This window comes from Psychrobacter sp. Sarcosine-02u-2 (assembly GCF_002836335.1).
GTDB lineage: Bacteria > Pseudomonadota > Gammaproteobacteria > Pseudomonadales > Moraxellaceae > Psychrobacter > Psychrobacter faecalis.
Map to the genome: position 1 here is coordinate 17,640 of NZ_PJBX01000168.1, position 26,893 is coordinate 44,532.

24 protein-coding genes, 1 tRNA gene and 1 other RNA gene are annotated in these 26,893 nt (G+C 43.1%); 17 read left to right on the forward strand and 9 right to left on the reverse strand.

Features of this window, described 5'->3' with window-relative positions; all coding sequences use genetic code 11:
* The first annotated feature begins 92 nt into the window (after positions 1-92).
* Positions 93-1,115: an EamA family transporter RarD gene (gene rarD, locus CXF58_RS09365; RefSeq protein ID WP_068405895.1), complete on the forward strand. Its 1,023-nt coding sequence runs from the start codon at positions 93-95 to the stop codon at positions 1,113-1,115.
* Between the two features lie 114 nt (positions 1,116-1,229).
* Here rarD and smpB read toward each other — a convergent pair whose 3' ends face one another.
* Positions 1,230-1,706 (reverse strand): SsrA-binding protein SmpB, encoded by a 477-nt coding sequence (gene smpB / locus CXF58_RS09370; RefSeq protein ID WP_068405891.1) that lies wholly within the window; start codon positions 1,704-1,706, stop codon positions 1,230-1,232.
* A 248-nt stretch (positions 1,707-1,954) separates the two neighbouring features.
* Here smpB and coaD point away from each other — a divergent pair, with 248 nt between their 5' ends.
* The 13 genes from coaD to pdxJ all read left to right on the forward strand — a co-directional run bounded on the left by coaD (position 1,955) and on the right by pdxJ (position 13,277).
* On the forward strand, positions 1,955-2,464 hold the full coding sequence (coaD, locus tag CXF58_RS09375) for a pantetheine-phosphate adenylyltransferase (RefSeq protein ID WP_068405888.1): 510 nt from the start codon (positions 1,955-1,957) through the stop codon (positions 2,462-2,464).
* 121 nt (positions 2,465-2,585) lie between these two features.
* Entirely contained in the window at positions 2,586-2,834 is a 249-nt protein-coding gene (locus CXF58_RS09380; RefSeq protein WP_068405886.1) for a YfhL family 4Fe-4S dicluster ferredoxin, read from the forward strand.
* A 6-nt stretch (positions 2,835-2,840) separates the two neighbouring features.
* The gene (gene bioA, locus CXF58_RS09385; protein WP_102077323.1) at positions 2,841-4,175 is read left to right on the forward strand and encodes an adenosylmethionine--8-amino-7-oxononanoate transaminase; all 1,335 of its coding nucleotides are present in this window, start codon (positions 2,841-2,843) and stop codon (positions 4,173-4,175) included.
* Positions 4,172-4,891 (forward strand): dethiobiotin synthase, encoded by a 720-nt coding sequence (gene bioD / locus CXF58_RS09390; RefSeq protein WP_102077324.1) that lies wholly within the window; start codon positions 4,172-4,174, stop codon positions 4,889-4,891. Before bioA ends, bioD begins: the two co-directional genes overlap by 4 nt.
* A gap of 89 nt (positions 4,892-4,980) precedes the next feature.
* An RNA gene (gene rnpB / locus CXF58_RS09395) (RNase P RNA component class A) lies at positions 4,981-5,347 on the forward strand.
* 138 nt (positions 5,348-5,485) lie between these two features.
* A tRNA-Met gene (locus CXF58_RS09400) sits at positions 5,486-5,562 on the forward strand.
* A 308-nt stretch (positions 5,563-5,870) separates the two neighbouring features.
* Positions 5,871-7,670 carry a translation elongation factor 4 gene (gene lepA / locus CXF58_RS09405; RefSeq protein WP_068405877.1) on the forward strand — a complete coding sequence of 600 codons (1,800 nt, stop codon included), beginning with the start codon at positions 5,871-5,873 and terminating at the stop codon, positions 7,668-7,670.
* A 102-nt stretch (positions 7,671-7,772) separates the two neighbouring features.
* Positions 7,773-8,675 carry a signal peptidase I gene (gene lepB / locus CXF58_RS09410; RefSeq protein ID WP_102077325.1) on the forward strand — a complete coding sequence of 301 codons (903 nt, stop codon included), beginning with the start codon at positions 7,773-7,775 and terminating at the stop codon, positions 8,673-8,675.
* A gap of 169 nt (positions 8,676-8,844) precedes the next feature.
* A complete protein-coding gene (locus tag CXF58_RS09415) occupies positions 8,845-9,240 on the forward strand; it encodes a DUF4845 domain-containing protein (RefSeq protein ID WP_102077326.1) in 396 nt (131 codons plus the stop codon).
* A 150-nt stretch (positions 9,241-9,390) separates the two neighbouring features.
* The gene (gene rnc, locus CXF58_RS09420) at positions 9,391-10,188 is read left to right on the forward strand and encodes a ribonuclease III (protein ID WP_102077327.1); all 798 of its coding nucleotides are present in this window, start codon (positions 9,391-9,393) and stop codon (positions 10,186-10,188) included.
* 369 nt (positions 10,189-10,557) lie between these two features.
* Entirely contained in the window at positions 10,558-11,550 is a 993-nt protein-coding gene (era, locus tag CXF58_RS09425; RefSeq protein WP_373429179.1) for a GTPase Era, read from the forward strand.
* A 74-nt stretch (positions 11,551-11,624) separates the two neighbouring features.
* A complete protein-coding gene (gene recO, locus CXF58_RS09430) occupies positions 11,625-12,404 on the forward strand; it encodes a DNA repair protein RecO (protein WP_102077329.1) in 780 nt (259 codons plus the stop codon).
* Positions 12,405-12,479: 75 nt separating this feature from the next.
* The gene (gene pdxJ / locus CXF58_RS09435) at positions 12,480-13,277 is read left to right on the forward strand and encodes a pyridoxine 5'-phosphate synthase (protein ID WP_102077330.1); all 798 of its coding nucleotides are present in this window, start codon (positions 12,480-12,482) and stop codon (positions 13,275-13,277) included.
* 19 nt (positions 13,278-13,296) lie between these two features.
* Here the strand turns inward: pdxJ and CXF58_RS09440 are convergent, their stop codons facing one another.
* The gene (locus CXF58_RS09440) at positions 13,297-13,884 is read right to left on the reverse strand and encodes a pilus assembly FimT family protein (RefSeq protein WP_102077331.1); all 588 of its coding nucleotides are present in this window, start codon (positions 13,882-13,884) and stop codon (positions 13,297-13,299) included.
* A 553-nt stretch (positions 13,885-14,437) separates the two neighbouring features.
* On the opposite strand from CXF58_RS09440, the gene CXF58_RS09445 reads away from it, so the two are divergent.
* The 3 genes from CXF58_RS09445 (at position 14,438) to mscL (ending at position 18,555) form a co-directional block, all read left to right on the forward strand.
* The gene (locus CXF58_RS09445; protein ID WP_102077332.1) at positions 14,438-15,634 is read left to right on the forward strand and encodes an OmpA family protein; all 1,197 of its coding nucleotides are present in this window, start codon (positions 14,438-14,440) and stop codon (positions 15,632-15,634) included.
* A gap of 351 nt (positions 15,635-15,985) precedes the next feature.
* Positions 15,986-17,833, forward strand: coding sequence for a translational GTPase TypA (gene typA, locus CXF58_RS09450; RefSeq protein WP_102077333.1), 1,848 nt, complete (start codon positions 15,986-15,988; stop codon positions 17,831-17,833).
* A gap of 278 nt (positions 17,834-18,111) precedes the next feature.
* The gene (gene mscL, locus CXF58_RS09455) at positions 18,112-18,555 is read left to right on the forward strand and encodes a large conductance mechanosensitive channel protein MscL (protein ID WP_102077334.1); all 444 of its coding nucleotides are present in this window, start codon (positions 18,112-18,114) and stop codon (positions 18,553-18,555) included.
* A gap of 88 nt (positions 18,556-18,643) precedes the next feature.
* On the opposite strand, the gene CXF58_RS14060 is transcribed toward mscL, so the two are convergent.
* The 7 genes from CXF58_RS14060 to cysM all read right to left on the reverse strand — a co-directional run bounded on the left by CXF58_RS14060 (position 18,644) and on the right by cysM (position 26,889).
* Positions 18,644-18,787 (reverse strand): hypothetical protein, encoded by a 144-nt coding sequence (locus CXF58_RS14060; RefSeq protein WP_228706588.1) that lies wholly within the window; start codon positions 18,785-18,787, stop codon positions 18,644-18,646.
* A 6-nt stretch (positions 18,788-18,793) separates the two neighbouring features.
* Positions 18,794-19,084 carry a hypothetical protein gene (locus CXF58_RS09460; RefSeq protein WP_228706589.1) on the reverse strand — a complete coding sequence of 97 codons (291 nt, stop codon included), beginning with the start codon at positions 19,082-19,084 and terminating at the stop codon, positions 18,794-18,796.
* 282 nt (positions 19,085-19,366) lie between these two features.
* On the reverse strand, positions 19,367-20,302 hold the full coding sequence (mutM, locus tag CXF58_RS09465; RefSeq protein ID WP_102077335.1) for a bifunctional DNA-formamidopyrimidine glycosylase/DNA-(apurinic or apyrimidinic site) lyase: 936 nt from the start codon (positions 20,300-20,302) through the stop codon (positions 19,367-19,369).
* A gap of 64 nt (positions 20,303-20,366) precedes the next feature.
* A complete protein-coding gene (locus CXF58_RS09470; protein WP_068403961.1) occupies positions 20,367-22,919 on the reverse strand; it encodes a RelA/SpoT family protein in 2,553 nt (850 codons plus the stop codon).
* Between the two features lie 474 nt (positions 22,920-23,393).
* The gene (rlmD, locus tag CXF58_RS09475) at positions 23,394-24,935 is read right to left on the reverse strand and encodes a 23S rRNA (uracil(1939)-C(5))-methyltransferase RlmD (protein WP_102077336.1); all 1,542 of its coding nucleotides are present in this window, start codon (positions 24,933-24,935) and stop codon (positions 23,394-23,396) included.
* A 136-nt stretch (positions 24,936-25,071) separates the two neighbouring features.
* Positions 25,072-25,896 (reverse strand): 3'-5' exonuclease, encoded by an 825-nt coding sequence (locus tag CXF58_RS09480; protein ID WP_102077337.1) that lies wholly within the window; start codon positions 25,894-25,896, stop codon positions 25,072-25,074.
* Between the two features lie 24 nt (positions 25,897-25,920).
* Entirely contained in the window at positions 25,921-26,889 is a 969-nt protein-coding gene (gene cysM, locus CXF58_RS09485) for a cysteine synthase CysM (protein ID WP_102077338.1), read from the reverse strand.
* Positions 26,890-26,893 lie beyond the last annotated feature (4 nt).

Sequence of the window (26,893 nt, forward strand, 5' to 3'; positions counted from 1 at the left end):
AGCTTAGCAATCAAAGCTTGTGAATAATTGAATAAGTAAAATAAAGAAATCGCTAAGCCTTCTAACGTCTATTTATATTTACGGTGCTTATCATGTCCAATCCAACGCCCTCTAATGTCTCTACTAATATGCTCGCAGCTACCGTTTCACGCTTGCCGTTGCCTGCTGTTTGGACGGCAGGTAGCAAACAGCAGCGTACATTAATAATGGGCGTGGCGCTGGCGATATTATCGAATTTGTTGTTTGGTGTACTTTATGCCTATAGCAGTTTTTTAGCGCCATTATCTGGCACCCAAGTTTTTATCTGGCGTATGCTAGCGATGTGGGCGGCGCTAATAGGGTATTTGCTGATTAGTGGGCGTTTAGGTTTACATCTCGATAAATTAAAGGCGCTGCGCACGGTAAAGCAATGGGTATGGTTATTATTACCAACGCCGATATTTCTCAGCCAGTTTTGGCTGTTTATGTGGGCGCCAGTTAATGGTCAAGGCGTGCAAACCGCAATGGGTTATTTTCTCTTTCCACTGATGATGGTGGTGTTTGGTTGCGTCCTATTTGGCGAAAAATTAAGCCGTCTGCAATGGTTGGCCGTTGGCTTTGCCGCCCTCGGCGTCGGTAGTGAGATTGTACGTACCCAAAGTGTTTCTTGGGCGACGCTTTGGGTCTGCGGCACTTATCCTGTTTATTATATCTTACGCCGCCTACAAGGTATCGGCGCGATTACAGGTTTGCTGGTGGATTTGACCATCTTTGCACCGTTTGCCGTCGCCTATTTATTATTCATTGCGCCGAGCAGTTTAGGATTGGTTGGCAGCTCTAGCTTTTTTATCATGATGTTGGTAGGACTTGGCATGCTTAGCGTGCTGGCGATGAAAACCAATGTTGACGCCAGTCAAATGCTCCCTGTCAACGTTTACGGTATGATGAGCTATATTGAGCCGGCGTTATTATTTATCTTAGCAATCACTGTCTTGGGCAATCCTTTTGAATCAGCGATGATTTATAGTTATGGCTTAATTTGGCTCGGAATCGCTTGCCTAATCGCGCACGGTATCCGTCAATTACGCCGCGCTCATAAAGAGTCAAAAGTGAGCAAAATTGCCCAAACGGTCTAAAATTTGCTCCGTTAAATTAATAAGTTTACCTTAGCAATGTCATAAAAAAGGACGACTCAACAATATGCTGAATCGTCCTTTTTGCATTAGATTAAAACTTATCTTACGAAAATTTTAATCCAAATGCTGCTTAAAGCCGCGCTGCTTATCACGCTCCCAGTCGCGGTCTTTTAGCGTTTTACGTTTATCATGCTGCTTTTTACCAACGGCAAGCGCAATTTGGCATTTCACTAAAGAGTTTTTCCAATAGCAAGATAATGGTACGCAGGCATAGCCTTTTTGATTGACCGCGCCCATGAGTTTCTCAATTTCGCGGCGATTAAGCAGCAGCTTACGGGTACGGATGCTATCAGGGCTGACATGCGTTGAGCTTGAAAGCAGCGGCTGGATATGGGCGCCAAACAAGAACGCCTCATTATTACGAAAGATAATATACGCTTCGGTAATGGTCATTTTACCGGCACGAATGGCCTTCACTTCCCAGCCTTGTAACGATAGACCTGCCTCAAAGGTCTCTTCAATAAAATACTCGTGACGAGCTTTTTTATTGGCACAGATTTGATTGTCAGGTTTTTTTGATTTTTTTGACATAATTTCTCCATAAGGACTTCAAACTACATGGTTTGTATAGATTGTCCCGGTCTAACTGTTCCTCATTCTAACCCTTAAATGTAGATATTTTTTTACCTATTAAGAGCGATGAGTCGAACCGCCTATTGTAGCAAAGCGCACAGCGAAAAGGTAAATCGGCTGTTAGGACAAATGTAGCAGATAAGTAGGAAGTTTGAGCAAAATTTGCTAGCATATGGGTCATTATCATTAACCATATTAGCCCTGTTATGAGCCTTTCTGCTACTTCTTCAAAATTGCACACCAAAATTTTATACCCTGGTACCTTCGACCCGATTACCAACGGTCATGTCGACTTGGTTAAACGCGCGGCTAAATTGTTCGATGAGGTCGTCATCGCCGTGGCCTCTGGTCATCATAAAAAACCTTTATTTGACTTCGAAGAGCGCGTGCATTTGGTTGAGACGGTATTTACGGATTTGCCGCAAGTGTCGGTGATTGGCTTTGAAGGCTTGCTGGTCGATTTTATGCGCGAAAAAAATGCCACCGCCGTATTACGAGGTCTGCGAGCGATGTCAGACTTTGAATATGAGTTTCAGCTGGCCAATATGAATCGCGAGCTTGATGAAAACTTTGAAGCGGTATTTTTAACCCCGTCGCAAAATTACTCGTTTATCTCATCAACCATGATTCGTGAAATTGCCAAACTTGGCGGCGATGTGACGAAATTTGTGCCACCTTGCGTTTCAGAAGCTTTTATACAAAAACTCAGCAGCTAAATTTAGCTAAACGCTTAACAAGCTAAGCTTTAATGATGGGCTGGTGGTTTAATATTAAGTGTAATCGTAAACCACGGACGTACTCATTTATTATCAACTGCTAGCAAATAAGGAGCAGTTTATGGCGTTATTAATTACCGATGAATGCATCAATTGCGATGTCTGCGAGCCTGCTTGCCCAAATGAAGCCATTTCAGAGGGCGATGATATTTATGTCATCGACCCTGATTTATGTACAGAGTGTGTCGGTCATTTTGATGAGCCGCAATGCGTGGTCATCTGTCCTGTCGACTGTATCCCGCATGACCCAAACCACGTCGAAACCCAAAGCGATTTATTGGCAAAATACAAACGTATTACTGGCAAATAAAAAATGATGAGATCCAACCCCTTAACAAATAACCTCTCAACCAACGATTTCGACCAACAGCACCTTTGGCATCCTTATGCCAGCTTGCCGCCCACCTATCCAAATATCGTTATTGACCATGCTGAAGGGGTTTATATCGTTACTAAAGATGGTACGCGCCTGATTGATGGTATGTCGTCATGGTGGGCAAGCGTTCATGGCTATAATCATCCAGTGCTCAATGCAGCGATGATTGCACAATTGGGCAAAATGGCGCATGTGATGTTTGGCGGCTTAACCCATCAGCCAGCCATAGATTTGGGTAAAAAATTATTATCCATTGTCCCGGATGGTCTTGATGCGATATTTTATGCCGATAGCGGCAGCATTGCCGTCGAAGTAGCGCTAAAAATGGCGCTGCAATATCAAATTGCAGCCGGATGTCCCAATAAAAACCAATTTGCCTCGACCCATTCTGGCTATTATGGCGATACCTGGCATGCAATGAGTGTCTGTGACCCAGTCGGCGGCATGCATAGCCTGTATGGTAAACAATTGCCTTTGCAGCATTTTGTCCCTGCACCGCCATTAGGATTTGAGCGTGAGCTAGCTCAAAATGAGCGTGATGAATTAACCACATTTTTTGCTAAACACAGCCATCAGCTTGCTGGATTTATCATTGAGCCTGTTATTCAAGGTGCAGGCGGGATGCGCTTTTATAATCCCGAGTATTTGCAGTTGCTACGCCAATTGTGTGATAAGCATGACGTACTGCTGATTGCTGATGAAATCGCCACTGGTTTTGGGCGTAGTGGCAAGCTGTTTGCTTGCGAACATGCGAGTATCAGCCCTGATATTATGACCATTGGTAAGGCGCTAACAGGCGGTTATATGACCTTTGCAGCGACCCTCTGTACCCGCGAGGTTGCCGAAACCATTAGCCAAAGCGAGTATCCTGCCCTGATGCATGGTCCGACCTTTATGGGCAATCCGTTGGCATGTGCGGTGGCCTGTGCCTCGATTGATTTAATCTTATCTTATGATATCGAAGCGCGTACGGTAAATATGCAAGCGCTGATGGATGAGCAGCTAGCCACAGCGGCAAAATTAGACGGTGTTAAAGAGGTACGTTGTTTAGGCGCGGTCGCTGTGATTGAGCTAGATGAGGCGGTTGATATGCCAGTTTTTCAATCTCTACTGATTGAAAATAGAATTTGGGTGCGACCCTTTGGCAAATTGGTCTATATTATGCCGCCTTATGTCATTAGCGATGACGAACTGGTGACGTTATGTCAAGCGCTACTAACCGTTATTACTTCGTATTTGGAGCAAGTTCCTGTCACCGATAGAGCTTCGCTATGAGTGTAATATTTATATCCGGCATTGATACCGATATTGGCAAGACTTATGCCACAGGCATGATAGCGAAAGCGCTGATGCAGCAAGGTATTAACGTCATCACTCAAAAGCTGGTACAAACAGGGGTTAGCGTCAATTCAGCTAGTGGCAAAATGAATATTGCCGATGATATTGTTATTCATCGTCAATTAATGAACATTCCGCTACAACCTTGTGACCTCGATTATACGACTTGTCCTTACCGTTATGAAAAACCCGCATCGCCGCATCTATCCGTCAAGCTTGCTAATGACGTTCTAGACCCCAAAGTCATTACTAAATCTACGCAGCAATTGCAACAAAGCTACGACGCGGTGCTGTTAGAAGGCGCAGGCGGCTTGCTGGTGCCCATAACCGAGCGGTTATTAACCTTGGATTATATTGCTGAGCAAGGCTATCCAGTTATCTTGGTAACCTCAGGGCGGCTTGGTAGTATCAATCATACCTTGCTCAGTTTGGAAGCAATCAAAGCGCGCGGTTTAACGCTGCATAGCGTCATTTATAACCATATTCATGATAGTGCTGCTCAGACAGATGATGAGATTGCCAATAGTACGATTGATTATTTGAAAAACTACTTAGCGCGCCATTATCCAAACACTTACTGGCTGCAAATGGCGCAACAGACAAATAGCGCTATAGGTAATGATAATTTAGCTTTACCGCCAGATTTTATTTAAACGCTTTTATTTAAATAGTTTTATAACAACAAATAAATAAGCGCAAAACACTTTCCACACCTCATACTAATTTTGCTATACTAGCGCGCTTGGTAGACTAGGCGATCGCCGCTGCACACTGGCAACAGATGCGCAGGGGAGGAAAGTCCGGGCTACATAGGGCAGCGTGCCAGCTAACGGCTGGGCAGGGTAACTTGACGACAAGTGCAGCAGAGAGCAGACCGCCTTTGGTGTCGCAAGACATTATCGGTAAGGGTGAAAGGGTGCGGTAAGAGCGCACCGCGTGAATGGCAACATCTCACGGCAGGGTAAACTCCACGCGTAGCAAGACCAAATAGGCATCGATATGGCGCGGCCCGCGTTCGATGCGGGTAGGTTGCTTGAGCGTATCAGCGATGATACGCCTAGAGGAATGATCGTCCACGACAGAACCCGGCTTATCGGTCTACCAACTTTTTTGTTTTGCGGTTCGTTTTTATTGTTAGTATTATGCATATTTGCCGTTAATTTGAATGAAATGCGTCTTTTTCGCAAAAAATGCTAATTAGGGGTTGACGCAAGCCCTCTCTATCGGTATTATACCGAGCCTTAAATGGCGATGTAGCTCAGCTGGTTAGAGCGCACGACTCATAATCGTGAGGTCAAGAGTTCAAGTCTCTTCATCGCCACCATATATAGTAAGACCAGCAGTAGTAAAATGCCAATCATCTTATGATTGGTTTTTTTTTGCCTGATTTTTGCTTGCTGACAAAATCCACTTACTTTATAGCGGAAAACTGCTAGAATACCTTCGTATGCCTGCGCGTATTAAAAGTTAGTCATTTGCGCTGTGGGCATTTCAATTGCGGCAATACAGTAGGTACTTAAACTGTCTCTTTTGGCGTATTGGCCAGTATGAGCTATAAGTATGTATTCGACGGTTGCCATCTGACACTATGTATATCCGTTATTCAATCCTCCATTATTTAGTAGGCGCTTTGTGACTGCATTAGCCAATATTCGTAACTTTTCTATTATTGCCCACATTGATCACGGCAAGTCGACCCTTGCTGACCGTTTTATTCAGATGTGCGGCGCGCTGCAAGATCGTGAAATGCAGGCGCAAGTCCTTGATTCTATGGACATTGAGCGTGAGCGCGGCATCACTATTAAAGCCCAGTCTGTGACCTTGTTTTATGACCATCCTAACGGTGAGCGTTATCAGCTAAACTTCATTGACACGCCCGGTCACGTCGATTTCTCCTATGAGGTCTCACGCTCATTAGCGGCTTGCGAAGGCGCGCTATTGGTGGTTGATGCCGCGCAAGGCGTCGAAGCACAGTCGGTCGCCAACTGTTATACCGCTGTTGATCAGGGCTTAGAGGTGATGGCAGTTTTAAATAAAATTGACTTGCCGCAAGTTGAGCCTGAGCGCGTGATTCAAGAGATTGAAGACATTATCGGGATTGATGCTGTTGATGCGCCGCGCGTCTCGGCAAAATCCGGTCTTGGAGTTGATAAATTACTAGAAGCCTTGGTTGAATTTATTCCTGCGCCAACGGGCGACCGTGATGCACCGCTACAGGCATTGATTATCGACTCATGGTTTGATAACTATCTGGGCGTGGTCTCTTTGGTGCGTGTGCGTGAAGGAACGATTAAAAAAGGCGATAAGCTGTATATTAAGTCGACCAAAGAGGCGCACTTAGTGGGCTCAATTGGTGTCTTTACCCCGAAACCTGTAGACACAGGTATTTTACAAGCGGGCGAAGTAGGCTTTGTTATTGCAGGAATCAAAGATATTGCTGGTGCGCCTGTTGGTGATACGATTACCCATGCCAGTACGCCTGATGTTGAGCGCATTCCTGGATTTAAGCAAATCACGCCGCAAGTTTATTCTGGTATGTTCCCAGTAGATTCTAGTGATTTTGAAAAATTCCGTGAAGCGCTGCAAAAACTACAGATTAATGATGCGTCGCTATACTTTGAGCCTGATACCTCTGATGCGCTCGGCTTTGGCTTTCGCTGTGGCTTCTTAGGTATGCTGCACATGGAGATTATCCAAGAGCGTTTAGAGCGTGAATATGACTTGGATTTAATCACCACCGCGCCGTCGGTTATTTATGAGATTGAAAAGAAAAATGGCGAAGTCATTTACGTAGATAATCCGTCAAGGTTGCCTGAACCAAATAATATCGAAGAGTTCCGTGAGCCAATTGCCCGCTGTCAGATTCTAGTGCCGCAAGATTACTTGGGTAACGTCATGACGCTATGCATTGAGCGCCGCGGCGTCCAAGTCGATATGCGTTTTATGGGCCGCCAAGTGCAGCTAATTTTTGATATTCCGATGGGCGAGGTGGTCATGGACTTCTTTGACCGCCTAAAATCAGTGTCGCGCGGATTTGCGTCGCTCGATTATAATTTTGAGCGTTACCAAGCTGATAAATTGGTCAAAGTTGACGTGTTGATTAACGGTGATAAAGTCGATGCCTTAGCGATGATAGTACACCAAGATCAAGCGCGTTTCCGCGGCAATCAGCTGGTCACTAAGATGAAAGAGCTGATTCCACGTCAGATGTTTGATGTGGCGATTCAAGCGGCGATTGGCAGTCAAATTATCGGTCGTAGTACCGTCAAAGCCATGCGTAAAGACGTCTTGGCTAAGTGTTATGGCGGTGACGTTTCGCGTAAGAAAAAGCTATTATCTAAGCAAAAAGCGGGTAAAAAACGTATGAAGCAAGTGGGTAACGTCGAGATTCCACAAGAAGCCTTCTTAGCCGTCTTGCAGGTTGATAATTAAACGTTCATTATCTTTTAAAAGATAAAAACACAGCAATATTTGGCATAGACAGCTTTACTGCAACCGTAGTCTGATTTTCAGCTCGTTAATAGGCAAATTCGTATGGATTTTGATTTTAATTTAATTTTAGTGCCATTAACCATTGGCCTAGGTATTATTTGGCTATTAGAGAAGCTGACGCTCAAACAGCGTAAAACCCGCGGTCGCGGTAAAGAAAGCTTACTGGTCCGTTGGGCGTATGATTTTTTCCCAGTGTTGGCGGTGGTGTTAATAGTGCGCTCGTTCTTGATTGAGCCGTTTAATATCCCTTCATCGTCGATGGTGCCGACTTTATACACGGGTGATTTTATCGCGGTCAATAAATACGCGTATGGCGTCCGTCTACCGCTGACTTATAATAAAGTGCTTGATACAGGCGCGCCTGAGCATGGCGATGTGGCCGTTTTCCGCTACCCAGAAAACCCAAGTATTTACTATATTAAGCGCGTGATCGGCCTGCCGGGCGATACCGTCAGTTATAATCAAGGGACGCTGGCAATTAATGATACGCCAGTTCCTACCAAAGCGATCAATTTTGATGCCGATGCTGAGCTGACCTCACAGCTATATCCAGCCGGACAAGTGGCACCCGGACAAGTCTTGACTGAAGACAATGCCATACGAATGGGGCAGCAAGAAGAAAGTCAAGCAAAGTACTTTGAAGAGATTCAAGGCGACAACAAACACTTGGTTCGCTATTTAGCGGATATGAATAGCTCGCAGTACGCACCGTTTTTACAGCAAGAGTCACCAGAAGTGGTCAGCTCTGAAGGCACAGAGTGGCGTATCAAAGTGCCAGAAGGTCATTACTTTGTAATGGGTGACAACCGCGATCGTAGTGCTGATGGGCGTTTTTGGGGTTTTGTTCCCGATGATAATTTAGCGGGTAAAGCGGTCTATATTTGGATGCATAAACCGCCCGGTCTTAACTTACCAACCTTTAAGCGTAATGGTAGTATTGATTGATATTATTGCTGCACTAAAGAATAATGCTGCGCTAAAGAATAATGTACCGATAATAGATTGTGCTAGTATTATGGCCAGCCAATGAAAGCCATCATATTAAAGGTTATATATAAGACAGTTTTTTAAATATGGCAGTTTACCTATAGCAACTTACCCCTTGAGGGGTCTTATGGTGCAGCAGTTATCTGGGTTGTCTTCGCAGCGCGGTGCTAGTGTAACGAGTGTCGTTTTTATTATTATCGTTTTGGGCGTGGCTGCTAAATTGCTCGTCGCTATTGCTCCAGCGCAAATTGGCGATTACCAATTAACAAAAACCTTAAGTGCGCAGCTTAAAGAGTCCAATACCAATAAAGAAACGGCCAAGCAGTTTGTAGAGCGCATGAATAAGCAGCTGTCTATTAACGCCGATTATGATACTAAAGCAGAAGAAGTGTTTACTTTCACCGATAAAAAACCAGGTCAGCTGGCTATTCATAAGAAGTATGAAACCACCAATAATTTTTTTGGTAATATCGATATCGTTAATCGCTTTGAAGGCGACATTGATGCTACTACTGCTGAATAATTTAACTATTAAAGCTTATATCTCAAAACTTAAAGCGTTAAAATCAAAGTAATAAAGTACTTTGTTATTTTTAATTTTCTAACCAATTTCTAAAACACTGGTATTGCATTATATTTACCACTGAAAAAAAGGGATACACACAGACCACGCATGAAACCAACTTCGCAGTCTCCTCAGGCGGTTCCCAATCCCCATAAAAATAGCGTGTCTGATGACACGCTTATTATTAGCGCAGAATTTATTCAACGGTTAGCGGTATTATCGCGCAAGTTGGGCTATGTGTTTAATGATTTAAGCTTGCCTAAACTGGCGCTTACCCATCGCTCCTTTGATAGTAAGAAAAACTATGAGCGCTTAGAGTTTTTGGGCGACGCATTATTAGGAATGATCGTCGGTGAAGCATTGTATCACCGCTATCCGACGCAAAATGAAGGCCGTCTGACGCGCATGCGGGCAACATTGGTACGGCAGGAATCGCTAGTGATTATTGCGCAAAACCTAGAGCTGTCTAATCATTTGATATTGGGCGTTGGTGAGCGTAAAGGCGGCGGGCGTAATCGTGCTTCCATCTTGGCAGATGCGGTAGAGTCATTGATAGGCGCTATTTATTTAGACAGTCAAGATATGGATATTACCCGTGCGTGCGTGCTATCGTGGTATGGTGATCTCATAGACAATGTCAGTGACCAAAAAGCGCTAAAAGACGCCAAGAGCCGTTTACAAGAATGGCTGCAATCTAAGCAGTTTGATTTGCCACATTATGAGCTGATGGAAACCCGTGGTAACGCTCCGCACCAAATCTTTGTGGTGCGCTGTCAGGTTAATATAAATAATTGTCCTGATATTACCGAATCTGGTGAAAGTCGCCGTATCGCTGAGCAAAAAGCGGCAGAATTAATGATTAATCAGCTACATAAACTGCCAGGACAGCCAAAAAGACGTACCTAGTTTTTTAAAGCTAATTTTTTAAAAACCATTTTACTTAATACTAAATTTAATAATTTCAAAAAACAATTTCAAGGAATTGTTTTTTGAAATAACTCATACTTTTAACATGATCAGTCTTATGCCGCTTTTCTTTAAACAATTAATAAGTGGCATCACTGATGACAACCTCCATAGGATTAATCCATGAGCAATCACCATGACTTGCCATTAAATAATGAAGATAATGCCAAAAATATGACCGAAAACCCAGATATGAGTTCAAGCCAAAGTGCGACTGTAGCAAAGGACGTTGAACAAAATAACGCCAGACTAAACGCTGCGAAGCTAACGGTTGATAGCTCGGAAGATGCTATGTTAGAGAATAACGCTATAGAAGATAACGTCCTAGAAAACGATCTGGCTATCGAAGAGTTCTTTTCATCAAATAACAATGCTCATGTCGCTGAAGATTTTAAAGCCGGTTATGTGGCGATTGTTGGTCGCCCAAATGTGGGTAAATCAACCTTAATGAACCATTTATTGGGTCAAAAGCTGTCTATCACGTCGCGTAAACCGCAAACCACCCGTCACCGTATTCACGGCATTTTGTCCAATGACGAGATGCAGGCGGTGTTTGTTGATACCCCAGGTATTCATCGCAATGAGGTACGCGCTATCAACGAGCGTATGAATAAAGCCGCGGTGTCAGCACTGGTAGATGTCGATTTGGTCTTATTTGTCGTTGATTCAGATCAGTGGCGTGACGACGATTTGTTAACCCTACAAAAACTTGGCGATACCAATCTGACCGTAGTATTGGTGATTAATAAAGCCGATACGCTAAAAGATAAAGGTAGTGTGTTACCGCTGATCGAAACGTTTAATGAAAGTTTTGATTTCGCTGATATCGTCCCTGTTTCTGCTTTAAAAAACCAAAACCTAGACCGTTTGCAAGAAGTGATAGCCTCGCATTTGCCAATCGCCGATCCTATCTATGATAGCGAGCAGATTACCGATCGCTCAGAGCGCTTTTTAGCCAGTGAAATTATTCGCGAAAAAATCATGCGTAGTGCCGGCGATGAAGTACCTTACGATTTGACGGTACAGATTGATGGTTTTAAAGACGAAGCGGCGCATATTGACCCAAAAACTGGTCGTCCGCGTAAAGCGGTCACTTTTATCGATGCGACCATTTATGTTGAGCGTAGCGGACAAAAAGCGATTGTCATTGGTGATAAGGGTCAGCGTATCAAACAGGTCGGCATGGATGCGCGTAAAGACATGGAACAGCTGTTTGATAAAAAAATCATGTTAACACTGTGGGTGAAAGTGAAACGCGGCTGGTCTGATGATGAGCGCGCTTTGACCAGTTTAGGATATTAAGCACGATTAAAAAAGCATGGTGGGTAGATGTTTACCGCCATGTATCTATATCACCACGGCTGAGGTAATAATCCATGCGTAATGAAGCGTTAATCGGTTATTTATTACATCAGCGCCCCTACCAAGAAAAGCGCGCTTTATACTATCTGTTTTCTCAGCAACATGGCGTCATCCATGGTGTTGGCAAAAAAGGTGCGCCGCTTTTTATGCCTTTGCAACTGTTTGCCAGCGGTAAACGCGATTTAAAAACATTCACGCAGATTAATATTGCGCCACTAAGTTCGATTCAAGATTCAGTGGCCCAAAATTCTCTAGTGGTAAAAGACAGTAACGTAAATCTAGCAGAGACGCTGCATCATGAAAATATCAGCGGCCAACATCAGTATGCAGCCTTGTATTTAAATGAAATACTGTGGCGACTATTACCCACCGAAGATCCCATGCCAATATTATGGCAACACTACCAAAATAGCCTACAGCAGCTTAAGCAGCCTTTAACTGCGAACGAGCTACGTTTGTGTTTGCGTCAGTTTGAAGCGTATTTGTTTAACGAATTGGGCTTTGCTTTAACCTTAAAACATGACAGTTTAGATCAAGCTATCGAGCTCGACACTTGGTACCGTTTTTTACCTGATGTGGGCTTAGTGCCTATTGTTCATGATGACGATGAGATAGCTATTACACAAAATATTTTTAAAGGTAATGAGATTTTATCGATGGCAGAGCAAGGTTTATCCACCTCAAATCTCAATGCATGGTCACGTTTGCATCGGCAATTGATTGACCATTTGCTCGATTATCAACCTTTACAAAGTCGCTTACTTTGGCAGCAGCAACAGCGCTATCAATCTTAACTTGAGCGTAAAGTACCAATATTTTACAAACTATTTTTTAGTAAATTACCCAAATATGAACAAAAGGATTTTTTTATGATTAATACAACAGTAAAGACTTCCAACTTAGCACAAACTTCAGAAAATGCCTTAAAAAAGCCTCTGTTAGGGGTAAATATTGATCATGTAGCGACATTACGTCAGGCTCGCGGCGTCAGTTATCCCAGTCCATTAGCAGCTGCTCTGCTATGTGAGCAAGCTGGAGCCGATGGTATCACCATTCATTTGCGTGAAGACCGCCGTCACATTCAAGACGCTGACGTTTATGAGATAGCTGAGCAGCTGACCACCAGAATGAACTTGGAGATAGCAGCAACGGCTGAGATGCTAGAGATTGCTCGTCAGGTTAAGCCTTTCTGGGTATGCTTAGTACCTGAAAAACGGGCAGAGTTGACGACAGAAGGCGGACTTGACGTTGCAGGGCAGGTAGCTTGGCTGACAGATTATGTTAGTAAATTACAAGCAGTCGGTATCAAGGTTTCTTTATTTATTGATCCAGAAGATAAGCAGATTGAAGCGGCAGTTAGCTGTGGGGCAAATGCAATTGAATTGCATACTGGTGCTTATGCTGAAGCGGGTTTAGCCGGTAATATCGATAGAATGAATGATGAGCTTGCTCGCATTAAGCAAGCTGTGCAAACCGCCCAACTTGCTAATCCCAAGCTTTTGGTTAATGCTGGTCATGGTTTGACACGTGATAATGTCCACGCTATTGCGCAAATTGATGGTATATATGAGCTAAATATCGGACACGCTCTTATTGCTGATGCTGTTTTTGTAGGATTAGAGCAAGCGGTTGTTATGATGAAGTCTGCTATGCGTCAAAATGTTTAAACACCTAATGTCGTAATTTCTATTGTCCACAATCAGTAGGGTGGCTTGCATTAGGCTTATAAGTAATGTCACCCCCTTGATTAAAAGAGATTTGATACATGGTATGATTATAGGTGGAGGTTGGACAGTACTTAATATGTCCGAAATGGCCGCGGGGTTTACCGCTATCGCCCCAGAATTTGGTGTAATGACGCTTATCTCCTACTCGTAAATACAAGGTACTATATTTAGGTTCTAAAGCTTGCTCTTCTAGCAGGTCATCAACTCCTAAGTCGAAGTTTTTATTGTCATTTGCATCTAAAAATAATAATAGCTTCTTATAGCTGTCTCTATGACATGTAGCGCCGTCATTAGAAAGGCAAACCAACAAGTTTTGTCTTCTAATGTGGCTTTCAGCTTTCGCCAACTTTAGCGTATTTTTAATTTGGCTCTCAATACGCTTTGCTTCCATGCTGGCGAGTTGCTGTAAGATATAAGGCGTCGCAATCATTAAGATAATAGCTAACACTGCGACTGTAACAATCAGCTCTATTAACGTAAAGCCATACCTATTACAAGCTTGAAAGTGGGTTTGCTTTCTTGACAATACTTTATATAATTCAATCATAAGAGACTGCTACCTATATAAGAGGTATGGCTATATAAGAAATACGAAAAATCGAACAACTTAAAGATCATGTCCAAATTTTAAAGATGTATAAAGCTGGCTTAATCTTTATGCAATGCATCTTATATAAGTCGAATAATGTTCACATTATTAAATATAAACCAAATATATGCCTACTGTCAAAGAATGTTTCAATTCGTGAATAAGGAGTTTTAGCAATAGAGAAAATTAACGTTTTGTATTAAAATATCTTGAAACAATAGATAGGATTCGTTTCATCATCTATTGCGACCTCACACACAAAAGATAAAAAGTGTAAAGTGTGTTAGTTGTCAGTAAGTTAAGCTGGCTAATGTGTTTTAGTTATGACATTATCGTGTAATAATGTGTAGCTGGTTAACGAAAAAAGTTGTAAACTGAATTGATAATAGCTAAGCTACTTCTTAATTGGTTTTGCTTTGTAATTTCAAATTCGTAAATGATGTCTGCTTTTGGCATCTTGAGATGCGGTTTTGCTTGACGCATTACTAAAATTATCCTTTGGAGGAAGTTCATGAAATTAAATAAAATTGCTTTGGCATTGTTTGCCATTACAGCGGCTCCACTAGCAGCAAACGCTGGTGTTACTATTAGCCCATTGTTACTTGGTTATCATTACAGTGAAGGCGCTGATGATGAGCAAGTCGAAATTATGGGTGACGGTAACGGAAATGGTTTTTATAAGGAAAACGGTCTTTATACTGGTGCAGCACTAGGTATCGAGCTAACTCCTTCTACTCAATTTCAAGTAGAATATGGTGTATCTAATACTGATGGTGTTGGTGTAAATAGAAATACTGGAAATGATGTTCCTGGTTCATTTGACGCTGAACAAGAAATGATTTCTGGTAACTTCTTGATCGGCTTTGAAGAATTCAGTGGTTATACTGACAATGCGTTCAAACCATATGCCTTGATTGGTGCTGGTCGTTCTAAGATTGAAGTTGAAGATGCTTCAGGTGATTTCGTTACTGGTTCAAAAGATACTATTGGTAACCTAGGCCTAGGTGCTATGTATCGTATCAATGACGCACTAAGCCTACGTGGTGAAGCTCGTGCGATTCATAACTTTGATAACAACTGGTGGGAAGGCATGGCTTTGGCTGGCCTAGAAGTTGTATTAGGTGGCCACTTAGCACCTACTGTTGCTGTACCGCCAATGCAAGAACCATTAGTTGATACAGCTCCAGTAGTGGTAGTTGAGTCTGATCTTGATTCTGACGGTGATGGCGTACCTGATAGCATCGATGCATGCCCAGGCACTCCAATGAACGTAGTAGTTGATGAGCGTGGTTGCCCAGTACCAGTAGATATTACTGATGAGCTAAAAATGGAGCTACGTGTATTCTTTGATAACGACAAATCAACTATCAAAAACCAATACAAACCTGAAATCGCTAAAGTAGCAGAGAAGATGCGTGAGTATCCTAACTCTACCGCTCGCGTTGAAGGTCACGCTTCTAAAACAGGTCCTTCAGCACGTTATAACCAACGTCTATCTGAAGCCCGTGCAGTTGCAGTTAAATCTATGTTGACTAACGAATTTGGTATCGAGCCAAACCGTCTATCAACAGTTGGCTATGGTTATGACCAACCAATCGCTGATAACAACACTGAAGAAGGTCGCGCTATGAACCGTCGTGTATATGCCATCATCACTGGTGACAAAACCATGACTGTTGAACAAACTAAAGATATGGTTGTTCAGTAAATAGTTGCTACTAATTATGTGTCAACTTAATTAGTTACAAAAAAAGTCATCCATTGGGTGGCTTTTTTTTATTTATGTAGTAAGAAAAGTAAGTTATTGCATAAATTGATGGCGCAATAATGTTATACTAGCGACCCAAACACTTTGTAAATTGACAAAGTGTACATTAGCATAGCTATCTGTACGATGGATTTATCAGCATAGGTATTTGATTTCGTTAATATTAAATTGCTGTACGTATTGTGCAATTATTTAATCCTAAGCCAATCATGTCTATCTGGTTGATGTTAACAGTTTATCCAGCGGTGCTTACTGCTACTGCATTTTTTTAAGACAAAACGAGCATTTTATATGGCGAACGATATCAAACACCTGCGTAACATTGCAATTATTGCCCACGTTGACCACGGTAAAACCACTTTGGTTGACAAGCTATTACATCAATCTGGTACTTTTGGCGATCGTGCAAACATTGCGGAACGCGCAATGGATTCAGGTGATATTGAGCAAGAACGTGGCATTACTATTTTAGCGAAAAATACGGCCATCCGCTGGACAGATGACACTGATGGTACTGAATACCGCATTAATATTGTCGACACCCCAGGTCACGCCGACTTTGGTGGCGAAGTTGAACGCGTTATGTCAATGGTTGACTGCGTATTATTGGTTGTTGACGGTGTTGATGGCCCAATGCCGCAAACCCGTTTCGTGACTCAAAAAGCATTTGAGCAAGGCCTAAAGCCGATTGTGGTTATCAATAAAATTGACCGTCCTGGTTCACGTCCTGATTGGGTAATGGATCAAATCTTTGATCTGTTTGACAATCTAGGCGCCACTGATGAGCAGTTGGATTTCCCAGTGGTTTATGCGTCAGCTTTAAACGGTATTGCCGGCTTAGAAGCCGACAACTTAGCGGATAACATGACACCCCTGTTCAAAACTATTGTTGATGTGGTACAGCCACCGCAAGTCGATGCAGATGCACCTTTCCGCATGCAAATCTCTAGTCTTGACTATAACAGCTTCGTTGGTGTTATCGGTATTGGCCGTATTCAGCGCGGTAAAGTTAAAACCAATACGCCTGTGACTGTGATTGATAAAAATGGTAAAACGCGTAATGGTCGTATCCTAAAAATTATGGGTTATCATGGCCTTGAGCGTATTGAAGTAGACGATGCGCAAGCGGGCGATATCGTTTGTATTACCGGTATTGATGCGCTAAATATATCAGACACTATTTGTGACCCTAACCACGTTGAAGCATTGCCAGCCTTGACTGTCGATGAACCAACGGTATCAATGAACTTTCAAGTAAACAATTCGCCATTCGCCGGTCGTGAAGGTAAATTTGTGACGTCACGTAATATTCGTGAGCGTCTTGAGCGTGAATTGATTCACAACGTGGCACTACGTGTAGAAGATACCGAGTCTCCAGATAAATTTAAAGTATCAGGTCGTGGTGAGCTGCATTTATCAGTATTGATCGAAAACATGCGCCGCGAAGGTTTTGAGCTTGGTGTATCAGGTCCAGAAGTTATCGTTAAAGAAGTAGATGGCAAGCTACAAGAGCCGTATGAAAACGTTGTTTTTGATATTGAAGACGCGCATCAAGGTCCAATTATGGAACAAGTCGGCTTGCGTAAAGGCGAGATGACCAATATGGAGCTTGATGGTAAAGGTCGTATGCGTATTGAAGCAACGATGCCTGCACGTGGTTTGATTGGTTTCCGTTCAGAGTTTTTAACCTTGACCTCGGGCACTGGTATCATGACTTCAAGCTTCTCACATTACGGTCCACAAAAGATTGGTGATGTTGGTGGTCGCTCAAACGGTGTATTGGTTTCTATGGCCAATGGTGTTTGCCTAGGTTTCGCCCTATTTAACCTACAAAAACGTGGTAAATTATTTGCTGAGCCACAGCTTGAAGTTTATGAAGGTATGATTGTTGGTCTAAACTCTCGTAATGATGATATGGTTGTTAATCCAACGACTGCTAAACAGTTAACCAACGTCCGTGCCAGTGGTACTGATGAAGCGTTGACGCTAACGCCAGCGGTTAAGTTTACCCTTGAGCAAGCGCTTGAATTCATTCAAGATGATGAGTTAGTAGAAGTAACGCCAAAAGCCATACGTCTGCGTAAGCGTTATTTGACTGAAAATGAACGTAAGCGTCATGGTCGCAAGAAAAACGCTTAATATCGATACGTAAATTACTTGGTAATTTATATTTTCAATATTAAAAAAGTACTCAAAGCTAATGGTTCATGATTAGCTTTGACATCGAAAATTAGCAATACAAGGTGAGCAAAGTAAAGTTCACTTTATATTGCTTTTTTTTGTGCTTGGTTTTCATATATAATAAAAATGATCTAATCAATAAGTGTTATTTATTTAGACAGGTTTAAAAAATCAATATCGGAAAATTCGATTCATTATCTATATAATAATCAATTAAACTTTCAAGGAGTGACATCATGAGTATGGTATCTGAGTTTAAGGAATTTGCTTTAAAAGGTAACGTAATGGACCTAGCGGTCGGTGTCATCATTGGTGGCGCTTTTGCGACCATCACGACTTCTTTAGTTGAAGATATTATTATGCCTATCGTTGCTTTTATTGCGGGCGGCGAAATTAATTTCAAAAACATGTTTTTTATATTAGGTGATGCGCCTGAAGGCGTTGCAATGACTTATGATGCACTTAAGGCAGCAGGTGTACCAGTGTTGGCTTATGGTAGCTTTATCACAGTGTTGATTAACTTCCTAATTTTGGCGTTTATCATCTTTATGATGGTAAAAATGGTTAATAGATTACGCCGTGCAGATGAAGTAGAAGAAGCGGTTGTAGAGCCGTCAGAAGAGGTGCGATTACTGCGTGAGATTAGCGCTAAACTGAGTAATACTCACCTTACAAAATAAAATCATATAATTCGCTCACCAGAATCAAAATAGGCTAACGATAAGTTAACCTATTTTATTAGCAATTGAAAAGCTCGAATCTTATCAATTATGGTGTCACTACCACATAGTCATTGGTATTAATCAGAATTTCTGAAGGACCATCGACTACAATGCGGACGACATTATTGTCAACGACTTGCGACTTATAATAGTTGTCTTCGGCAACTGTACAGCCTAGGCAGCGTCCCATGGCATTTCAAGGTTCAACGAATAATTTCTGCTGTGCTTGGTCGGCGTTACCGCCGATAAGCGAGAAGGGTAGGCTAACAAGATAAGCGGCGGTGCCTGCCACAGCGGTCACCAGCTGTAATGGTTTACCGACAATAGTATCAACTGCCATGGTATCATAAGAGGGGCCAAAATCCGTTTCATCGATTTCTATTGCTGCTAGAGCGGGCTGCATGCTAGCAAAAATCAAGCTTATGCTTGCCATCATGGTAAGTAGTTTATATTTAGCTGTGCGTTTCATTTTAGCTGGAGCGCTCATAATGATATCCTAAAACTCATAAGAAGTATGATTCATAGCTGCTGCTATTTCCATATAGGAATAATGCGACAACGATAGATATTAATAAGTATTCTTAATATCTTGCTTATATAAATACCTTGCACTATAAAAGAGAGTATCAGCCCTATTAAAGCAAGATGTAAGTTAATAAGCAACAAAAATGCGCAGAATATCTTTATCTGCAAAAAATATTTCGAGTATATAGCTTCAGAACTGTACAGACTTTTTAAATCTTTATTTTGGAGCTATTTAGAAAATGCATCATTTGGTAGGCTGACAGTTAGGGCAGAAGACACTGGCACGCCCATTTAACTTAATATTTTCTAATAGCGTATCACAATTTGGACAGGTTTCGCCTTGTCTACCATAAACATTTAAGGTTTGCTGGAAGTAGCCGGTTTGACCGCTGGCAACGGTAAAATCGCGTAATGTGGAACCACCTAGCGTGATGGCCTTTTTTAAAATGGCTTTGATATGCTCAACCAAGATAACTATTTGCTCATGAGAAACTTCATTAGCTGGTGTTGCCGGATGAATACCTGATAAATAAAGGCTTTCAGTTGCATAAATATTACCAACGCCAACAACCACTTGCTGCTCCATAATTACTGATTTAATCGCGCGCTTGATAGGCTGCTTGTTATTGGTTTTGTTAGCTATGTTGTTATCCGAGGTTTGATTTGGATTGTCCGAGCGCTGTATTAAATGATATAAATAATCAGCGGTAAAGTCTGCTGATAATGGCTCCGGACCCAAATGACCTAAAAGCTTAGGACCGTAATCTTTAAACCATAGTACTGAACCAAATCGCCTCGGATCATAATAATGTAGCTGTGTTTGGCTATTATCAGCGCCGCTAAATGTCACTACTAAATGGTCATGTTTACGCTTATCGGTGCCATAGCTATGTTGCTGTAAGCTACCCGACATACCAAGGTGAATCAAAAGTTGACGCGGTGCTAAGCTATTTGGCTGAATAGAAGCGTTGGTATTAACAGAAGTGAGCGGTATAAAATTTAGGATTAAATACTTCGCTCGGCGCTCGACACTGTCCAAAGTATAATCAACCAGTTGGTTTAAATCATCGGGCATCGACCAGCGTAATTTTGGTTGAAAAACTTTGACATCGACCACTTGTTGACCTAATAAAGGTGTCAGGCTGGTTTTGGTAGTTTCTACTTCCGGCAACTCAGGCATAGTATTTCTTATCAGACTCTATTATATATAAAGGTTATCTACAAAAATTTTAAAGTTTAAGCTATCAAACAACAGCACGGCGAGCATGCAAGATACCATGTTGTTGCTCGAGCTTGGCCAGTAACTTAGACAAATGTGCCAGCCCTGAAACTTCAACATGAAACTTTAAAAAGGCGATATTGTCATCGTTACTGAGCGTTTCAACCTGACGAATATTGACGTTTTCTTTATCAATAATTTGGGTCAAATCACGCAATAACCCGCGCCTGTCATAGGCTTCGACATGGATATCTACCGGCTGATAACGACCAGCTTTAACTGTCCAAGCGGCTTCAATTTCGCGCTCAGGATCCCGTTCAATTAAGCGTAGGTATTCAGGGCAACCGCGGTTATGCACGCTGACGCCGCGCGATAAGGTAATGTAGCCTGCGATAGGTTCACCGTGGACAGGATGGCAGCAGCCCGCTAAATTAATCTCGATATTATCCAAACCATCGATACGAATTTTATAAGCGTCAAGTTTCCCCGCATTTCTTGTATCAATACTTGGGGTGAAATCTTCCTCAGGTTTTTCAGGCTCTAAATCTAACTGGCGAGAAATGTGACTGGTCAACTGATTAAGACTGATATCACCCGTGACCAAACCAACCACGATATCATCGGTATTATTGACGTTAAAATGCTGGATATAATCGTTTAAATCAATACTGTTTGGGTGCACCGATAAGCGCTCAAGCTCTTTACTGAGCATTTGGCGACCTATCTCGATATTTTTATCGCGGTCTTGCTTATTGAACCATTGACGCAGTTTTGAGCGCGCGCGGTTGGTATGGATATAACCGAGCGAGGCGACTAGCCAATCGCGATTGGGTTCGCGCGAGGCTTTGGTGATAATCTCAACTTGTTCGCCCGTTTTTAACTGGTAAGTCAGCGGCACATAGCGCTGATTGACGCGCGCCGCTTGCGCCCGATTACCGACTTGTGTATGTACATAATAAGCGAAGTCCAGTACCGTTGCGCCTTTTGGTAGTTCTGTAATATCGCCATCACGACTAAAGATATAAATACGCTCGAGCTCATCAAAATCAACCAACTGCTCATCATCGTCGAACTCGATTTCTTCTAATTCTTCGCCAGTCAGTAATGCTGAGCGCGGCTGATTACGCGTTTCGTTATTAATCGATAAGAGCTGACGTAATGAGCTGATTCTTTGGTTAAGGTAATTGTCCTTTTTATTTTTTAGCCCTTCTTTATAATTAACATGCGCACACATGCCAAGCTCGGCTTCAAAGTGCATTTCTTGAGTGCGAATTTGCACTTCTAGCGATTTATTTTCGGCAATAACGGCGGTATGAAGCGAGCGATAACCATTTGATTTTGGATTGGTAATATAATCGTCAAATTGCTCAGGGATATAGCGCCATAAACCGTGTACCAAGCCCAAAACGTGATAGCAATCTGAAGGATTATTGACCAAGACCCGTAGGGCGCGAATGTCATATAGCTGATCAAAGGATAAACCTTTGAGCTTCATTTTTCGGTAAATAGAATAAATATGCTTGACGCGGCCTGAAACTTCGCCTTCGATACCCGCTTCTGCCAACGCTTCATTGAGCTTATCTTGCACACGCTGAATATAAGACTCACGTTCGCTGCGTTTTTCTGATAACAGTTTGGCAATCTCTTTATAACGCTCAGGCGCCAGATAGCGAAAGGCTAAGTCTTCAAGCTCCCATTTTAATTGGGCAATGCCCAGTCTGTGAGCCAATGGCGCATAAATGGTCATAACCTCACGCGCGACCCGATATTGTCGTTCTTCACCAGAAAAAGTCAGTTCGCGCATGGCAAAGGTACGCTCAGCCAGTTTAATCAGCACCACGCGGACATCGTTGGTCACAGAGATGAGCATACTATAAATGTTGGAGAGCTGATCACGCTGATTATTAACGAAATGGTCTTCTAAGCGTTTATTGCTTTCGATTATTTCTGACAGTTTTCCCATCGCCAAGGTATCTTTAACCAAGGTTGAGATATCGGCGCCGAATTTTTTTTCAATTTCCGCGAGGCTAATAATCGATTTGCGGGCGCTACGATAGAGCATCGCGGCGACAAGCGCATTTTCATCTTGATAAAGGTAAGTCAAGATATCGGTCATGGCAATACCGGTGACGTAAGCGCCTGAACGCTCAGATTCACTGGTATTCATATGACTGCGGATAAATTCGCAAGCGCTAGCAAGATTGGGCACAGACTCTTGCCCGATACGCTTGGCAACATTATCCAGCCAAGTAGGGACGTCGATATTTATCTGATCTAAATCAATGGCTTCTAGTTCTTGTGCCGAAAGCGCATTGGCATCATCCAGCAGTTGATTGTCTAAATACTCATCTTCGAGGTTGGGGTCATGGCTGTGATAAGCATACTGCGCGGAGCGATCAAAGGTGGTATGCAGTTTATGAGTGGACAGCTGATATTTGATATCGTGTGGAATTTGGGCATAGCTATTGGCAGACTGATGAGAGCGTTGGCTCGCGACCAGTTGTGCGGCCAATGTTGCGCTATCGGCTTGCGTGGTTTGTCCATCTACCAGCGGTAGCCCTTCACGAATTTTTACCATAGCCCACTCCTCTTAGCTATTCTAAATTGATTAAAAGCCCATTTACCAACCACACTTTTAGGTTTCCATAGGTAAAGTGTCAGCTATAAATCAATTCAGCCGCTAAAAAATCCATTTCTAGCAGCTATAAAATGACAGACATAAATAATATATAAAGCGCTGAGTAAGGATAAAGGATACTCACGATATCTTGTTGAAGAAAGCCTAAATACATTGGCTGTTATTATCTCATTTCACAATGACAAATCAAGCAAGGCTCTGTAATGATAATGTCGCTTTCGATAACATAACGCCTGTTTAACCCTGGCATTTAAGCCACTTTATCTAAAGTAATAGGGTCAAAAAGGTTGTGCTTATTTATACCTGTCATACGTTGTTTTCATACTATAGCGTAGCGTGTGTTAAAACACGCTGCGCTACAATATGTTTTTTTAAACTTCTTATTTTAAAATATCAGCACTACTAAAGCTGACGCTAAACTGCAACTTTCTCAAAGCGTGCGATTGATTCGACGTGACCGGTATGACAGAACATATCCATCACGCCTGCATGCGTCAAACGATAACCTTGCTCTAACAAAGCTTTGGTATCGCGGGCGAGTGTAGCAGGGTTACAAGAGACATAGACAATACGCTCGGCATTAAACTTCGGCAGATACTGCATAATCTCCCACGCGCCCGAACGCGGTGGGTCAATGAGTAGCGCGTCAAAGCCTTGATTGGCCCAAGGTTTATCGGTGCAATCTTGCGTTAAATCTTGGCTATAAAACTCCGTATTAGTAATGCCATTGCGGCGTGCATTATCGGCCGCGCGGGCAGTCATGGCTTCACTGCCTTCGACGCCGACCACCGCCCCAGTTTCGCCGACCAAACGCGCGAGTGGTAAGCTAAAGTTACCCAAACCACTGAATAAATCGAGCACCCGCTCACCCGCTTTTAAGTCTAACAAATCACAAGCAAGCTTGGTCATTTGACGATTGACCGATAAATTAACTTGAGTAAAGTCGGTTGGGATAAATTCAAAGGTCAAATCATACTCAGGCAATTGATAATATAAGCGCCCAAACTGCTCAGTCATATCTTCATGCTCAGCTAAGGCAATACGCTGAATGCTATCGGCGCCTTTTGATTGTAAATAGAGCTGCCAATTACGCGCTGCGAAGAAGGTTTTTAATTTTTCAATATCCGCATCTGACAAGGGTGACAAGTTACGTACAATCAGTGCAACCGGCTGATTACCATCAGGTAGCTCTGGCAGCGTTTCACCCATGGCTAATTCAAGCTGAGCAATCTTGTCACGACTCTCAAGCGTGCTGATAAGCGCTTTTAGATTCTCAATTTCAAAGCCAATACGTGGGTCTAAGATATGACACTCATTTAATTCCGCTAAGAAGTTACTTGAGCGCTCACGGAAACCCACCAAGGCGGTTTCTTTTTTGGCGACATAACGCACGCCGAGCCGCGCTTTGGTACGGTAACCTAAGCGATCGCCAACCACGGGCGCGAGCCAATGCTCTGGTTCAACATTGGCTTGATGCATAAGCAATTCAGCGAGTACCGATTGCTTAAAGTTGATTTGACCATCAGGCTGCCAATGTTGCAAGTTACAGCCACCGCAAACACCGAAATGCGGGCAGGGCGCTACAGCACGCTCAGGGTTTGGATTGGCAGTAATGCTCACCGCATCGCCTTCTTCAAAACTGCTACGGCTATTGGTGATTTTGACTAAGGCGCTTTCACCCGGTAATGCAAAGCTGACAAAAATCTTTTTGCCGTGTTTGTCTTCGATATGACCGTCGGCTTCACCGAAACCATTGCCATAAATAGCAACGCCGCGACCGTCATGCGATAAGCCATCTATTTTAAAGGGTAATGGCTCAGCATCTTTTAAACGGCGACGGGTTTTTGATGAGGGCTTAGATTTTTTCTTACTTGGCGGCATAGTAATGGTCTGAGTCTCGTCTGGCGGTTGGTTGGCGTTTAGAGTGGTAGAATCTTTTGGGTCGGTGGGCTGCATAAACCTGCCTTAATAATAAATAATAAGCAATAAAGGGTAAATAACTAAAAATAAGGGCGAGACATTAGCTGTTAAAACAAAACGTCATCTTTATAAAGACGCTTTTATGAAAACGCTCGTTAGATAAAAATTTCTGCTATGGCGCAGGCGCAGAGGACCAATCAGCAATAAACTCATGATGGCGAGGACTGCCATCTGCTTGGGTATAACTTGCTAAATAATCACGGCTTTGCTGCTGCCACGCCTCAAAATCTGGTGAGGACAATTGCCCTGTCAATCGCAGCCAGCGCAAATAAATCAGCCAAGTATTCATCACATCAGATTCGCAATATATTGACAACGTTTGCCAATCATCATTGCTGACCAACTCGCCAACCATACTGCCATCGACATCGGTTTTACCTGGCAAGCCATAAAGACTGGCGACGATATCCATGGCTTCGCGGCGGCTGGCACCGTATTGGCTAAATCTGTCCATCAAATCAAGATGACGACTGTGGAAGCGATTAACGTAATTATCAAAGCGCATGTTTTTGATACGCTCGCCTTCTTCAAATAACCACGGCGCCGATAAGTCATACTGCATGGCGCGATAAATAAGCACCGGAATATCAAAGCCTGAGCCGTTCCAGCTAATCAATTGTGGCAGCTTTTCAAGGTCACTGAACGCGCGAAAAAATTTGCTTAAAATGTCTTTTTCGCTAAACTTATCGGCGGTCAAAGAAAACAGGGAAAATTTGCCGTCTTTAATATAGAGCGCAGAGATACAGACAATACGCTGCAAGGGCAAACGCATAAAATCGTGACTTGCTTCTTGGACACGCAGCGCTGTCAATGCGCTTAAAGCATCGGCATCGTTTAGCTCAGCCAACTGCGGATAGATACGGCGGGCAGCCTCGGTATCGGCAACCGTTTCAATATCAAAGACCAAGATAGGTTTGGACGAAAGGGCGTTTGACATACATAATCCTGCCTATTTATAAGCTTATGGGGTGGCGTTATCCGTGCTATCGTTAGCGTCATTCACATTATATAGGCCCGTCGATAAATAACGATCACCGCGGTCGCAAACGATAAAAGCAATCACGGCATCAGGATTTGCTTTTGCGACTTCGGTAGCGGCCCATGCCGCTGCGCCTGATGACACACCAGCAAAAATACCTTCAGTTTTCGCCAATTTACGCATATAAACTTCGGCGACCCGCTGATCAACATCCATGATGTCATCAACCAAATCTGCTTCAAAAATACCAGGCATATAAGCGGCAGGCCAGCGGCGGATGCCAGCGATAGATGCTTCTTCGTCAGGTTGTAGACCGATGACTTTAATGTCAGGGTTTTGCTCTTTAAGATATTGCGCAACGCCAGTGATAGTACCTGTGGTGCCCATCGAGCTGATAAAATGGGTGATTTTACCGTCCGTTTGCGCCCACAGCTCAGGGCCGGTGGTCAAATAGTGCGCTTGTTTATTATCAGGATTGTTAAACTGATCGAGTACAATACCTTTACCATCGGCTTGCATTTGCAGCGCCATATCACGCGAAGCTTCTATGCCTTCGTCCACCTCGATAAGCGTCGCACCATAAGCGGCCATCGCATCTTTACGCTCTTGGGTCGAGTTGGTTGGCATAAATAGGGTGATTGGATAGCCACGCATCGCCGCCACCATCGCCAAAGCAATGCCCGTATTGCCGCTGGTCGCTTCAATGAGCATATCGCCAGGTTTAATATCACCGCGCTGCTCAGCTTGATAAATCATATTAAAGGCCGGACGGTCTTTTACCGAGCCAGCAGGATTATTGCCTTCGAGTTTGGCGAGCAATACCGCGCCATTGGCAATCTGCTCTTGCTCAGGCAGGCGATTCAATTTGACCAAAGGCGTCTTACCCACGCAATCGGCAAGGTCAGTGATTTGCGTAATAAAATTGGCGTTTGACTGGGCCGTAGCGGACATAAGG